Origin of the sequence: Pseudovibrio sp. W64, assembly GCF_001623145.1 — a bacterium.
Lineage (GTDB): Bacteria > Pseudomonadota > Alphaproteobacteria > Rhizobiales > Stappiaceae > Pseudovibrio.
The window spans coordinates 84211-97231 of record NZ_LMCI01000014.1 but is presented as its reverse complement, the minus strand read 5'-3'; the positions used below and the strand labels follow the sequence as shown (position 1 = coordinate 97231).

At 51.5% G+C, this 13021-nt stretch carries 12 protein-coding genes; 8 read left to right on the top strand and 4 right to left on the bottom strand.

The window, feature by feature from the left end; translation table 11 throughout:
• The first annotated feature begins 79 nt into the window (after positions 1 to 79).
• From dnaA to gyrB, 7 genes are all read left to right on the top strand, one after another.
• A complete protein-coding gene (gene dnaA, locus PsW64_RS08420) occupies positions 80 to 1546 on the top strand; it encodes a chromosomal replication initiator protein DnaA (RefSeq protein ID WP_057463134.1) in 1467 nt (488 codons plus the stop codon).
• Between the two features lie 347 nt (positions 1547 to 1893).
• Positions 1894 to 3012: a DNA polymerase III subunit beta gene (dnaN, locus tag PsW64_RS08415; RefSeq protein ID WP_063286480.1), complete on the top strand. Its 1119-nt coding sequence runs from the start codon at positions 1894 to 1896 to the stop codon at positions 3010 to 3012.
• A gap of 120 nt (positions 3013 to 3132) precedes the next feature.
• Positions 3133 to 4263, top strand: a complete 1131-nt coding sequence (gene recF, locus PsW64_RS08410; RefSeq protein ID WP_063303323.1) for a DNA replication/repair protein RecF — start codon at positions 3133 to 3135, stop codon at positions 4261 to 4263.
• Between the two features lie 167 nt (positions 4264 to 4430).
• Entirely contained in the window at positions 4431 to 5063 is a 633-nt protein-coding gene (locus PsW64_RS08405; protein ID WP_063300364.1) for a LysE family translocator, read from the top strand.
• A 13-nt stretch (positions 5064 to 5076) separates the two neighbouring features.
• Complete coding sequence (locus tag PsW64_RS08400; RefSeq protein ID WP_063303322.1) at positions 5077 to 5697, top strand: LysE family translocator; 621 nt, start codon at positions 5077 to 5079, stop codon at positions 5695 to 5697.
• A gap of 89 nt (positions 5698 to 5786) precedes the next feature.
• On the top strand, positions 5787 to 6410 hold the full coding sequence (locus PsW64_RS08395) for a LysE family translocator (protein ID WP_063303321.1): 624 nt from the start codon (positions 5787 to 5789) through the stop codon (positions 6408 to 6410).
• A gap of 244 nt (positions 6411 to 6654) precedes the next feature.
• Positions 6655 to 9108, top strand: coding sequence for a DNA topoisomerase (ATP-hydrolyzing) subunit B (gene gyrB / locus PsW64_RS08390; protein ID WP_063303320.1), 2454 nt, complete (start codon positions 6655 to 6657; stop codon positions 9106 to 9108).
• Between the two features lie 91 nt (positions 9109 to 9199).
• Here the strand turns inward: gyrB and PsW64_RS08385 are convergent, their stop codons facing one another.
• From PsW64_RS08385 to PsW64_RS08370, 4 genes are all read right to left on the bottom strand, one after another.
• On the bottom strand, positions 9200 to 9916 hold the full coding sequence (locus tag PsW64_RS08385; RefSeq protein ID WP_057463128.1) for a GntR family transcriptional regulator: 717 nt from the start codon (positions 9914 to 9916) through the stop codon (positions 9200 to 9202).
• 365 nt (positions 9917 to 10281) lie between these two features.
• The gene (locus PsW64_RS08380; RefSeq protein WP_063303319.1) at positions 10282 to 10719 is read right to left on the bottom strand and encodes a PaaI family thioesterase; all 438 of its coding nucleotides are present in this window, start codon (positions 10717 to 10719) and stop codon (positions 10282 to 10284) included.
• Positions 10720 to 10837: 118 nt separating this feature from the next.
• Positions 10838 to 11242, bottom strand: coding sequence for a MarR family winged helix-turn-helix transcriptional regulator (locus PsW64_RS08375; RefSeq protein WP_057463126.1), 405 nt, complete (start codon positions 11240 to 11242; stop codon positions 10838 to 10840).
• A 121-nt stretch (positions 11243 to 11363) separates the two neighbouring features.
• Positions 11364 to 11687: an antibiotic biosynthesis monooxygenase family protein gene (locus tag PsW64_RS08370; RefSeq protein ID WP_063303318.1), complete on the bottom strand. Its 324-nt coding sequence runs from the start codon at positions 11685 to 11687 to the stop codon at positions 11364 to 11366.
• A gap of 412 nt (positions 11688 to 12099) precedes the next feature.
• Here PsW64_RS08370 and PsW64_RS08365 point away from each other — a divergent pair, with 412 nt between their 5' ends.
• Entirely contained in the window at positions 12100 to 13014 is a 915-nt protein-coding gene (locus tag PsW64_RS08365; protein ID WP_244277257.1) for a heme/hemin ABC transporter substrate-binding protein, read from the top strand.
• The last annotated feature ends 7 nt before the right edge of the window (positions 13015 to 13021 follow it).

Here is a 13021-nt window from a genome sequence, read left to right as displayed (position 1 = left end):
ACAAAGCTCGAAATGAGCGCAATAGATTTGATGGTTGAGTATCTGTGGCGGAATACTCAACGGCTGCAAGGAGGCGAGCATGCACGTTCAGGAAGCTCCAGGGCCGGAGCAATGGGATCGCGTTAAGAAACGTCTACGTGTTGAGTTGGGTGAAGATGTATTCTCCAGCTGGTTTGCACGTGTAGACATGGAAGGGCACACCAACGGCACCGTTCGTTTGTCTGTTCCTACGCGGTTTTTGAAGCAATGGATTCAGTCTCATTATTCAGAGCGTCTGATGGGACTTTGGAAAAATGAATGTGATGACATTCATAAGATCGAGCTCACCGTTCGCGGTGCCGTTCGTCCCCGTCCTGCAGCGGCTAAGCCAGCTGCACGCCCAGCACTGGGTGGTAAGACTGATATGCGCCCAATTCAGGTAAATGATCCTGTTGGTCTGCGCGCAACGTCCCCAATGCCATCTATGATGGGCGGTCGAGGTGGTCGTTCCGACCTTTCCTCTAAAGACGTACTCGAAGGGGCATCCCTCGATCCGAAATACGTCTTCGAAAGTTTTGTTGAAGGTGAATCCAACGTTCTGGCTCTTGCAGCAGCAAAGCAAGTTGCAGGCGGCGGTGTCGTAACCTTTAACCCGCTTTACCTCCATGCTTCTGTAGGTCTTGGTAAGACCCACTTGATGCAGGCGATTGCAAATCAGGCCCGTATGGCTGGTCGCCGCGTTCTGTACCTCACTGCAGAGCATTTCATGTACCGCTTCGTTGCCGCGCTTCAGGCGCAATCTGCAATGTCCTTCAAGGAAACTCTACGTTCTATCGATCTTCTTCTGATCGATGACATGCAGTTCCTTCACGGCAAGCAGGTGCAGCAGGAGTTCTGCCACACTCTTAATGCATTGATTGATGGTGCTCGTCAGGTTGTTGTTGCAGCTGACCGCGCTCCGGCTGAATTGGAAAGCCTGGATGATCGCGTTCGCTCCCGCTTGGCAGGTGGTCTGGTCGTAAATATCTCCGAACCAGATTTCCAGCTTCGTCGCGCTATCATTGAAGATCGTATGCGTGCTCAGCAGCGCTCATACCCGAACTTCACTGTGCCGGAGGCCGTTCTGGACTACGTTGCTCGTAACGTAACCTCTTCAGGTCGTGACCTGGAAGGTGCTCTGAACCGTCTCGTTGCGCATAATCAGCTGACAAACTCTCCGGTAACTCTGGAAATGGCTGAAATCACTCTGCGTGATCTCATCCGTGCAGCTGAACCGCGCCGCGTTAAAATCGAAGACATTCAGCGCGTTGTGTCAAAACATTATAACGTCACAAAAGCAGATCTGCTTTCTGCACGCCGGACACGCACCATCGTGCGTCCTCGTCAAATCGCTATGTATCTCGCTAAGATGATGACCCCACGTTCTCTGCCAGAGATCGGTCGTCGCTTCGGCAATCGTGACCACACAACAGTACTTCATGCAGTTCGTAAAATCGAAGAGCTCTCCAAGGCAGATAACGGTCTTGCGCAGGAGCTGGAGCTGCTGAAGCGTATGCTGGACGCCTAGAGTGCATTCCATTTGATTGGCTTCAATCAAATGATCTGAATGAGCTCAAGGAAAGAACTTAGAGCACGATGCGTGAATGCAACGTGCTCTGATAAGCGTCCTCTACACGGAGCCATCTGGACTCCATGCAGGAATTTGGTGATTATTGGGGCGCTGCTTGCAGCGCCCCTCTTGCATTTTGCGAGCTAAACGTGCAGTTTGAACGACCCTGCACGAGGTTAAACTCGGCATAGTGGGCAAGTGCAGACCAAGTGGGCCTCTGTACTGAAACTGGGCAATTTGTATTAGTAATTCGCGGAGTTCGCTGCACCGGCGCGATGCTCCGCCCAGAAGAATGGACGTTTCGCATGAAAGTGACACTTGAGCGGACCGAGCTTTTGAAGTCTCTGACCCACGTACACCGTGTGGTGGAACGGCGGAACACCATTCCGATCCTCTCCAACGTGATGCTGCAGGCTGAAGGTGGCAACCTCAAGCTCAAGGCAACAGATTTGGATCTTGAGGTCGTGGAAAGCATCGCGGCAATGGTCGAAACGCCAGGTGGAACCACAGTGCCAGCTCACATGATCTACGAGATCGTGCGTAAGCTGCCAGATGGTTCTCAGGTTGTTTTGGAAACGTCTGGTGATGACAGCACTATGGAAATTCGCGCCGGGCGCTCCCGCTTCGCGCTGCAAATCCTGCCAGTCACCGACTTCCCTGATCTGACTGCTGGTGAGTTCACTCACAGCTTCACCATGACCGCCGGTGGCATCCGCAAGTTGATCAACAGCACTCAGTTTGCGATCTCTACGGAAGAAACCCGCTACTACCTCAATGGTATCTACATGCACTCTCTGGATATCGGAGAAGGCCTGCGTTTCCGTGCTGTCGCAACGGACGGACACCGCCTCGCTCAGGCTGAGCTTGAGGCGCCGGAAGGCTCCGAGGGTATGCCTGGTATCATCGTACCGCGTAAAACCGTTGGAGAAATTCAGAAGCTGTTGGATGATCCGGAAGTTGAGATCAAAGTTGAGATCTCTGAAACCAAGATCCGTTTCACTATTGGTGATATCATCCTGACCTCAAAACTCATCGACGGCACCTTCCCGGATTATGAGCGCGTCATTCCAAAAGGAAACGACAAGGAACTGCGCGTTGATCGTGATGCCTTCAAGGAGGCAGTTGATCGCGTATCCACCATCGCATCTGATCGTGGCCGGGCAGTCAAAATGTCCCTGAGCGAAGGCAAGATCGTTCTGACGGTCACCAACCCGGACTCTGGTTCTGCGACTGAAGAAGTTGCAGTTGAGTATGACAACGAAGAATTCGAGATCGGCTTCAACTCCAAGTACCTGTTGGATATCGCAGCTCAGTTGGAAGCTGATTCCGCTCTCTTTACGCTTGCAGATTCCGGTTCTCCGACCCTCGTTCGCGATGAAGGTAGTGATGAAGCGCTTTATGTGCTGATGCCAATGCGCGTATAAATGTTTTGCCCTCGGTCCTAAGCCGGGGGCATTTTTTCTTCTGCTACATATTCCCGAAAAATGGCGGCCAATTTTCGGATGAGAATATGCTCAAAATTCATGTAACCAAAGAGAGCCTGAATGCCGGATCCAGTGCCTGTGGCGCTTACTCGCCTCGCGCTAACGGATTTTCGAAACTACAACGCAACAAGCGTTGAGTTGAACAGCCGGATGGTCGCTTTTGTCGGCGATAACGGCGCAGGCAAAACCAATATTCTCGAAGCAATCTCCTTTCTCTCCGCTGGCCGTGGTCTCCGCCGCGCAACCCTTAGCGATATTGCCCGCGCCGATGGATCTGGCGGCTGGGCTGTCAGCGCGATCTTGGATGGAGAATTTGGTGAGACCCGCATCGGTACAGGTTTAACTGCCGGAGAACCGGGACGCCGCGTCCGCATTGACAGCGAAGAAGCTCGTTCTTCCGAAGCTCTCCTGGAATACCTTCGTGTGTTGTGGTTGGTCCCGTCCATGGATGGCCTGTTTACGGGCTCAGCCTCTGATCGACGCAAATTTCTCGATCGTCTGGTCCTCTCCCTCAATCCGTCTCATGGCAGAATGGTCGCAAGCTTTGAAAAAGCATTGCGCCAGCGAAACCGCCTGTTGTCTGAGGGCGGAACGCCCGAATATCTCGATGCCATCGAAGCGCAGGTTGCTGAACTGGGCACCGCTGTCGCTCTGGCTCGTAGTGAAACCGTGAGTTTGCTGGCCAAAACACTGGAAGCACAAAAGCAGCTCGGCCTCCCCTTCCCGTCCGCAGAAATCCACCTGCAAGGCGCGTTTGAAACCGCAACCATCGGCATGAGCGCATCAGATCGGGAAGATTGCTATCGGGATTTGCTGGTGGAAGGCCGCTTTCGCGACCGTGCCGCAGGGCGTACTCTGGATGGTCCGCACCGCTCTGACCTCTACGTGGTCCATAGCGAAAAGCAAATGCCCGCCGCGCAAGCTTCAACTGGAGAGCAAAAAGCGCTGTTGATTGGCTTGGTTCTGGCACATGCAGACCTCACCTCATCGATTTCCGGCATGACCCCGATCCTGCTGCTGGATGAAGTCGCCGCCCATCTGGATCCTGGCCGCCGCGAAGCTCTCTTTACACGGCTGGAAGTTCTGGGTGGTCAGGTTTTCATGACTGGCACCGACGAAAACCTCTTCAAAGACCTGCCAAGTGCCGCACAGATTTTCGAGGTTGCAAACGGCGGTATTACGCTAAGCTAAAAGCGTCATGATTGAGCTGGCTTGAAGGCAAGTCGCTTTTATCTCGCTTGTCAGAGAAATATCCTTGTGATTAGTCTTGGGCGGTATTCTGGAAAAGCAGAGGCAAGCCTTCCGATGAGAATACGCAAACCGCGTTAAGCGCCCTATCTCTGACTTAAGTGATCCCCATGGACTTGCAAATTCTCCTCGTATTTGGGGCAACTCTGTTTGTTGTTGCCATCACACCGGGCCCTGCGATTACGGCACTGGTTTCGCGTACACTCGGTTTTGGGTTGCAAGGTACACTCACATTCGTCTCTGGCATGCTGATTGGCAGCATGTGTCTGTTTATTCTGGCAATCCTGGGCCTCGCAAAACTGGCGAGTACTTATGTACTGGCGTTCACCATCGTTAAATACGCAGGCGCTGCTTACTTGCTGTTTCTGGCTTGGAAGCTCTGGCGTGCCAGTGGTCTCCAGACAGCGCAGGCAACTGAAGGCACCGCCGCCATAACGCAAAACACCAAAAGCAGTGCCAAAACACTTGTCTCCGGCATGCTGATCACGCTTTCCAATCCTAAAGGCTTGCTGTTTTATGCGGCTTTGATGCCAAGCGTGGTGCCTATGGAAACTATCACAACCATTGGCTTGGTTGAGTTGATGTTTGTTACGCTTGCCGTGTTGTCACTGGTCTTTGCAATCTATATTGGTGTGACCGTACGGGCACGAAGCCTCCTGACCTCAGAAAAAGCCGTGTCTCGATTGAATAAGAGCGCGAGTGTTGCAATGTTTGGCACCGCTGCCGCAATCGTGGCGCGATAAGAAGAGCAATAAAATGGAATTGGCAGTTCTTTTGTTTTTTGCAGGAACCTTGTTCGCTGCAGCCATCACACCGGGTCCCGGTATCGCCGCTTTGCTTGCCCGTATTTTCGGACAAGGCATGCGTGGCACACCTATGTTCGTTGTCGGTATGATCTGTGGTGATCTGTTTTGGTTTACGCTCGCAATCATGGGGCTGGCAGCCATCGCGACCAACTACGCGATTATTTTTATGGCGCTCAAATGGGTTGGAGCCGCCTATCTGCTGTACGTCGCTTGGGGGATGTGGAACTCAAAGGGCGTAGCTCCAACGCAAGATGGTGATGCAGCTGTAGAGGCGTCCTCACGTTTTACAGCCTTGCTTGCTGGTCTCTCAATGAACCTGTCCAACCCAAAGGTCGTGATCTTTTATATGGCGCTGATGCCTAACATCGTGCCCATGGATAAGATCAACCTGCTGGCTTATTGGGAACTGGCAGCAACCATGGCCAGTGTGTTGTTCATCGTCTTCGGCATCTATGCCTATTTGGCGGTCTCTGCAAAGAAGCTGATTTCGTCGCAAAAAGCATTCCAGCGCCTGAACAGAAGTTCCAGTGTAGTGATGGTCGGCGTGGCAGCAACCATGGTGACCCGCTGAGCAATCTGCTCTTTGAGACGGCGCTTGCGGAAGACTGCGGCGCCGTAAACTGAAAGTGCTCGTCACCACGAAAGAACCGCTGCAGATTTATGGATGTAACCAGCCTTGCCCTGTTTGGTGGCACGCTTTTCACATTAGCGATCATTCCCGGCCCTGCTGTTTTTGCAATCATTGCCCGGGCTATGAGCTTTGGCAGCAGCGGTGCTGTGCTGTTCTGTTTGGGGCTGTTGAGCGGTGATCTGCTCTGGTTTTCCATGGCTGCACTGGGATTAGCGGCAATTGCCAGCAGTTTTTCTGGAGCCTTCGTGGCTTTGCAGTGGTTAGGTGCTGCGTATCTCACCTATTTAGCCTGGGGCATCTGGAAGAGCGTATATGCAGCTCCTTCCGAGGATGACAGCAACTCAATCCCACCACAATCTTCTGCGAAGACATCCTTGTTTGCTGGGCTATTGTTCAACCTGTCAAACCCCAAGGCAATCATGTTCTACCTCGCGCTGATGCCCAATTTGGTCAGCGTTGAGGAAATGAGCCTGCTGGGCTTTGTTGAACTCGCCGCTGTGCTGTCAGCCACCTTACTGATCATCAACGGTGCCTATTCATTTCTGGCAGTCAAATTTTGCCAGTTCTTGAGGTCGGAAAAGACGATGCACCTGATTAATCGAATGGCTTCTCTGGGACTTCTCGGCATCGCAGTCCTGATGATTACACGGTAGCAATATCACCGATAAGTCGTTTCAATTTTCAGAAAATGCCAGGCACAAAAATGAAAACTTGGGGTGCTAATCGTGCAAGCAAATCCATGGGATGCACGCTAAGGAAATTATCCCCCCTTAAAAATAGTGTTTATGCAATATTTCCCTTGGTTTACGAGCGCTTAAACTCCCAGATTGCTTGAACCATTTGCCCAACCAATTATAACATGAACCCTAATGAAAACCGTTGTGTGAAGTGATTCGAATGAGCGAAACGTCGACCCCTGAAAATGGCGGACCTGAGCAGGAAAATGGCGCAGGTGAATACGGTGCAGATTCCATCAAAGTGCTGAAAGGCCTGGATGCTGTACGTAAACGCCCCGGCATGTATATCGGTGATACCGATGATGGCTCGGGCCTGCACCATATGGTCTATGAGGTTGTCGACAACTCCATCGATGAAGCGCTGGCCGGTCATGCTGATTATGTGACCGTTACGTTGAACGCTGATGGTTCTGTCTCGGTAACCGATAACGGACGCGGTATTCCGGTAGATATTCACTCGGAAGAGGGAATTTCTGCGGCTGAAGTTATTATGACCCAGCTCCACGCTGGTGGTAAGTTTGACAGCAACTCCTACAAGGTATCCGGCGGTCTGCACGGTGTGGGTGTTTCTGTGGTGAACGCACTGTCCACCACATTGGAGCTGCGTGTATTCCGCAATGACAAAGAGCACTTCCTTCGCTTCCATCACGGTGAGGCTGAAGCTCCTTTGAAAGTTGTCGGCGACGCTCCGGGTAAATCTGGTACCGAGGTGACTTTCACCCCGTCTCCTCAAACCTTCACCAAAATCGAATTTGATTACGACACTCTTGAGCACCGCCTGCGCGAGCTGGCCTTCCTCAACTCTGGTGCCCGTATCATCCTGACAGACAATCGTGGTGTTGAGCCTCGCGTTGAAGAGCTCTACTACGAAGGTGGTCTGGAAGCTTTCGTTCGTTATCTGGATCGTGCCAAGCACCCACTCATCGAAGAGCCTGTTACAATGATTGCCGAAAAAGACGGCATCACTGTAGAAGTGGCGATGTGGTGGAACTCCAGTTATCACGAAAACGTTCTGTGCTTCACAAACAACATCCCACAGCGTGATGGTGGTACGCACCTTGCTGGTTTCCGCGCAGCTCTGACACGTCAGTTGACCGGCTACGCAGATTCATCAGGGATCCTGAAGCGTGAGAAAGTAAACCCAACTGGCGAAGATTGCCGCGAAGGTCTGTCCTGCGTGCTTTCTGTGAAAGTGCCGGACCCTAAGTTCTCCTCCCAGACAAAAGACAAGCTGGTTTCTTCAGAAGTCCGTCCGGTGGTTGAGAACCTCGTTGGTGAAGCGCTGTCTACATGGCTGGAAGAAAACCCGGCTCCGGCAAAGTCCATTGTTTCCAAAGTGGTGGAAGCTGCGAGCGCTCGCGAAGCTGCTCGTAAAGCTCGCGAGCTCACACGCCGTAAAGGCGCACTGGATATCGCATCTCTACCCGGTAAGCTGGCCGATTGTCAGGAGCGCGATGCTTCTAAAGCTGAACTCTTCATAGTGGAGGGTGATTCCGCGGGTGGCTCTGCCAAACAGGGCCGTGACAGATCAAATCAGGCTGTGCTGCCGCTGAAGGGTAAGATCCTGAACGTCGAGCGCGCACGTTTTGATAAAATGATCTCCTCGCAGGAAATCGGCACGCTGATCACTGCATTGGGAACAGGTATCGGCAACGAGGAATTCAACCTCGAAAAGCTCCGCTACCATAAGATCATCATCATGACCGATGCGGATGTCGACGGTGCGCACATTCGTACGCTGCTGTTGACCTTCCTCTTCCGTCAGATGCCTGATCTGATTGAGAACGGCTACGTCTATATCGCTCAGCCTCCGCTTTATAAGGTTACGCGCGGCAAGTCCGAGCAGTACCTGAAAGATGAAGCGGCCTTTGAGGAATACCTGATCGGCAGTGGTCTGGATGAGACGTCACTCAGCCTTGCAAGCGGCGAAGTGCGTATGGGCGAAGACCTTCGCAGCGTCGTGAACGAGGCGCGTGAAATCTCCGACGTTCTCAACGGGCTGCATTCCCGCTACAACAAAGCTGTCGTCGAACAGGCTGCAATTGCCGGTGCGCTGAACTCCGACAACCTGCACAACCACGAAAAAGCGCAGGAAGCTGCTGCTTACATCGCACGTCGCCTGGACATTCTGGCTGATGAGTTTGAGCGTGGTTGGGAAGGTGAAGCAACTGAAGAGGGTGATCTCATCTTCAGCCGTATTGTTCGCGGCGTGAAAGAAGTCACCACGATTGATGCTGCCCTACTGGCTTCTGCAGATGCGCGTCGCCTCGACAGCTACTTCAAGCATTTGGATGAGGTCTATCACAAGGCCGCATCCTTGGTGCGCAAAGACAAGTCTGTCGAAATTCGCGGCCCACAAGCCCTTCTGGAGGCTGTTTACGCGCAAGGGCGCCGTGGCATCTCCATGCAGCGTTATAAGGGACTGGGTGAGATGAACCCAGAACAGCTTTGGGAAACCACGCTGGACCCGAATGTACGCTCTTTGCTGCAGGTGAAGATCAAGGAAGCTGACGCAGCTGATGACATCTTTACCAAGCTGATGGGCGATGAAGTTGAGCCGCGCCGCGACTTCATTCAAACCAACGCTCTATCTGTTGCGAACCTCGACGTTTAAGCAACGCACAAGCGTAAGAAACAACAAAAGCCGGATGCTTCTGCACTCCGGCTTTTTTCATGCGCTGCTCCAGCAGAAAGCTGGCGGCGGTCTAAATGGAAAGACTAAGGAAGGTGTGCTCTGACATCCAGCGGTCAAACAGGAAGCTCACATGCCCACGCGCAGCGTTTGCAGCTTCTTCAGGCGTGCCATTGCAATGCGTTTCGATGATCGCAATATGCTTTTCATGAATGTCAGCACCATTGAGTGGAATGTCTCGGTGAGACAGCGTCACACGATGCATATGGAGCGCACAACGTTCCAGAATAGGCTCTAATCCGCGCAAGTTTGCCTGACGGAACAGGGTTGCATGGAAGAGGCGGTCATAAGCGCTGCAAAGAAACACCTCGTTGTCATCGGCTGCCTGGCACATAGCATCTAGAATTTCAAAGAGCCGGTCGCGCGTCTCGCCTGAAATGTTAGAGGCAATCATTCGTCCGGCTTGCTCTTCCAGCTGCATGCGGATTTTGACAATCTCGACAGCTTCAGCGCGGCTGATACCCGCAACGCGAGTGCCTTTGTAATCGTGCCGTACCACCAAACCGGACTGCTGAAGTTTAAGCAAGGCCTCACGTACAGTTCCCTGCGCGCAATCACACGCATCAGCTACCGTCTGTTCGGCAATTGCTTCACCAGGCTTAAGAGCACCAACGATGATCTGTTCTTCCAGATAAAGATAGACAGCGTCACTTTTACGATTGCTGGTGGATGACCAGGGAGAAATTCCAAAGCGAGAAACGAGCGAGCGGTCCGAGATCGAGTGCAGCATGACAGAAAGCGCTTTTTTTTGGATAGAGACGAATCCGAGAGCACATTACACTAAATAGCTTCGGATTTCTCATCACAGGAACACCATAAGCACGTATAGCGTGTAAACTATGTTACGTGCAATTGTAAAATATAGTTCCTTAGGGGTAGGGCGTATTGTTGCGCCCTTCATTGTAACTATTATTTAATCGAATAAAAAGACACAATTTCAAGGCTATAAATTCTAATTAATTGGCAGTTTGAAGAGTTTCAACCAACGGAACAGGAAATATAGCAGACAAAAATAAATTAATTTAGCCAGCTAATTTGTCCACAAAAGAAGGAGCACATAGAGGCGATTATGTGCTCCTATCCAAAACTATGCGATCAGGATTCTGGTTTGATCATCACAGTTCCAGAAGCGTAGGCGTAAATTTTGCCTTCTTCGTCGACGATTTCTCCGGCAGAGATCCCGGTCTGGCGCGTCATGCTGACCACGCGGCCTTCAGCGTAAAGAACCTGTCCTACCTTAATGGGACGTATGTACTTGACGTTGAGTTCTGAGGTGCCGCGGAAATTGAAGGCGTCTTTGAGTTTGGTCTGAACCGCAAGAGAAAGAACGGAATCCAGCGCTGTCGCAGCATAACCGCCATGCACTGTACCGCCCGGATTGAGATGATCATTCGTTGGTATGCATTTAAAACGAACCAGGCCATCCTCAATGCAATCAAGGTCTACATTCATGGTTTCCGCCATTGGCGGACGATTGCCCGCTTTCTGCATGGCTTTCAGGAACTCCAGTCCTGACATCACTTTTACATCCATCTTTTCAATCCGTCCTATTGAAAATCTTTGAGATAAAGGCGTAATCCTGCAAGTGATTGCTGGTGTTCAATCAGATTACGCAATGAAAACAATGCTCAAATGAACTTGAGCGCCCAGCCTAAAGTCGGGTGAGAAGTGCCTTGAGATCGTCCCTCTCACGATCACTCAGCTCCGCAAGAAATCTGGCGTTCGCGTCTTCAGTTAAACTGTCAAGAATTTCAGAAACTTCCTGACCTTGCTTGGTGAGGAAAATATGCTGGGTCCGTCGGTCTTCCGGGCTTGCTTTGCGCTCCAGATACCCGGCGGGGCAAAGCCGGTCCAGCACACCGGTAAGTGTTGCATTGTCCAGTTCGGCAGCCTTGCCCAGTTGAGACGTTGTGCATCCGTCCTGAACAGCAAGGGCTTGCAACACAATGGATTGGACCGGTGTGAGGCCCAGTTCTTCCAGTTGCTTCTTGTAAAACCGCGCACCACTTCTGGCGCTGCGGGAAAGCAGATAAAAAATGCAATTATCTAAGCGCATCACAGACACTCCATAAATTTTGCATACAAATAGTTTGCATACAAAATATAACGGCGCAATTGATACTTTGGACGGGGAGAAAGGAAGCTACAGCAAGTTGCAGCTTCCAGTCAGGAAGGCTTTAAGCGACTTCGCGGGTCTCGGTCAGGATGACTTCAAAGCCTTCAAAGTGTGGGCCGCCCAGATAGAAGTTCATGCGGGTGCCAGCGCCTTTATGAGCAGATGCAAACGCTTCAGACTTCGTCCAGTCGACAAAATTCTCATAGGTATCCCAGGTGGTATGGGATGCATAAAGGGTATGGTCTTCAGCTGTCTCGCCTTTGAGCATACGAAATTCGATGTAGCCGGGAACGGAGCTCAGGTGACGCTCACGATTTTTCCAAACGGTTTCAAACTCTTCTTCTTTGCCCCGCACCACGCGGAAACGGTTCATTGCGATGTACACGCCGGAACTCCTTAGCCAATTAGTACATGAGCCTTTCCAGTCAAAAGCTCAGCAAAGTTTCAGGTCTTCAGAGCCACTCTCAAAACACATACCACAATAGGAATGGGAGGGGTATGCGGAGGCTGGCTAGCGATTTAAACCGCTTGGCTGGCAAAATGGTCTTAACGATGCGCCTTTAAAAGGCTCTCGATCTGCGTATGTAGAAAAATATGAATTTAATAGTCAAGTATTATTTCTTATATTTGCCTGTCTTCCTTCCCAGCTCAATTTAGAGATTGACCCGATATATAAATATGAGTATTTCACTCATGTTATTTTGAAAGATAGCGTTTTACAAACTGGGCGAATTTGGGAAGCCAGAAGCCACTCATGCCCGAAGGAATGAAATACCTCCTCTCAAATGGGTGCTACCATGCGTGTTCTAACCAGAGCCCTCGATTCATTTTCTCTCATGCTTCCTTATGTGGCCGCAGCGCTCCTGAGCTTGTTCTTTGGAATGTTCATCGGTCAGGTCCAGGCTGAGGGCACACAAAATGATCAGCGAATTATCTCAATTGGCTCATCTCTGACAGAAATTGTCTACGCACTGGAAGCTCAGGATCGGTTGGCCGCTGTCGACACCACAAGTCTCTATCCCGAGGAAGCAACAAAGCTTCCCAATGTCGGCTACATGAGAGCTCTCAGTGCAGAAGGTGTGCTCGCAACGAATCCGGATCATATCCTCATGATGGAAGGTTCTGGCCCACCAACGGCGGTTGATGTCCTCAAAGCTGCTTCTATCAAGCTGACGGAAGTGAAAGAGGTTTATTCCCCGGAAGGCATTCTTGAGAAGATTGATGTGGTCGGAACCGCATTGCAGCTTCCAGAGGAAACAAAAGCGCTGAAAGCGAAGGTCAAAGCAGATCTTGATGAGGCAATAGCCTACGCACATCAGCAAGCAAAACCGCTCAAAGTTGTCTTTGTCATCTCTGAAGGAGGCGGAAAACCGCTGGTTGCAGGCCGCGAAACAGGGGCTCATGCCGTGATTGGACTAGCTGGCGCAACCAACGTGTTTGCAAACCTGCGCGGCTACAAACCAGTCTCTAAAGAAGCGTTGATTGCAGCGGCTCCTGATGTTGTGATGATGATGTCTCGTCCGGGCTCAAGCGACCAATCAGAAATTCTCAAAGAACCAGGTTTCAACCTCACCCCTGCAGGCCTAAACGGCAACCTCATCGTCATGGACGGCGTCTATCTCCTCGGCTTCGGCCCTCGCACAGCGCAAGCCCTTCGCGACCTGAGTGATCGCTTTGTGAAAATCGCAGCTAAATCTGACGTAAAATCGTGAGGTCAGG

Coding starts and splice junctions, on each gene's coding strand:
- dnaA (WP_057463134.1), top strand. CDS start 80: ATGCACGTTCAGGAAGCTCCAGGGCCGGAGCAATGGGATCGCGTTAAG.
- dnaN (WP_063286480.1), top strand. CDS start 1,894: ATGAAAGTGACACTTGAGCGGACCGAGCTTTTGAAGTCTCTGACCCAC.
- recF (WP_063303323.1), top strand. CDS start 3,133: ATGCCGGATCCAGTGCCTGTGGCGCTTACTCGCCTCGCGCTAACGGAT.
- PsW64_RS08405 (WP_063300364.1), top strand. CDS start 4,431: ATGGACTTGCAAATTCTCCTCGTATTTGGGGCAACTCTGTTTGTTGTT.
- PsW64_RS08400 (WP_063303322.1), top strand. CDS start 5,077: ATGGAATTGGCAGTTCTTTTGTTTTTTGCAGGAACCTTGTTCGCTGCA.
- PsW64_RS08395 (WP_063303321.1), top strand. CDS start 5,787: ATGGATGTAACCAGCCTTGCCCTGTTTGGTGGCACGCTTTTCACATTA.
- gyrB (WP_063303320.1), top strand. CDS start 6,655: ATGAGCGAAACGTCGACCCCTGAAAATGGCGGACCTGAGCAGGAAAAT.
- PsW64_RS08385 (WP_057463128.1), bottom strand. CDS start 9,916: ATGCTGCACTCGATCTCGGACCGCTCGCTCGTTTCTCGCTTTGGAATT.
- PsW64_RS08380 (WP_063303319.1), bottom strand. CDS start 10,719: ATGGATGTAAAAGTGATGTCAGGACTGGAGTTCCTGAAAGCCATGCAG.
- PsW64_RS08375 (WP_057463126.1), bottom strand. CDS start 11,242: ATGCGCTTAGATAATTGCATTTTTTATCTGCTTTCCCGCAGCGCCAGA.
- PsW64_RS08365 (WP_244277257.1), top strand. CDS start 12,100: ATGCGTGTTCTAACCAGAGCCCTCGATTCATTTTCTCTCATGCTTCCT.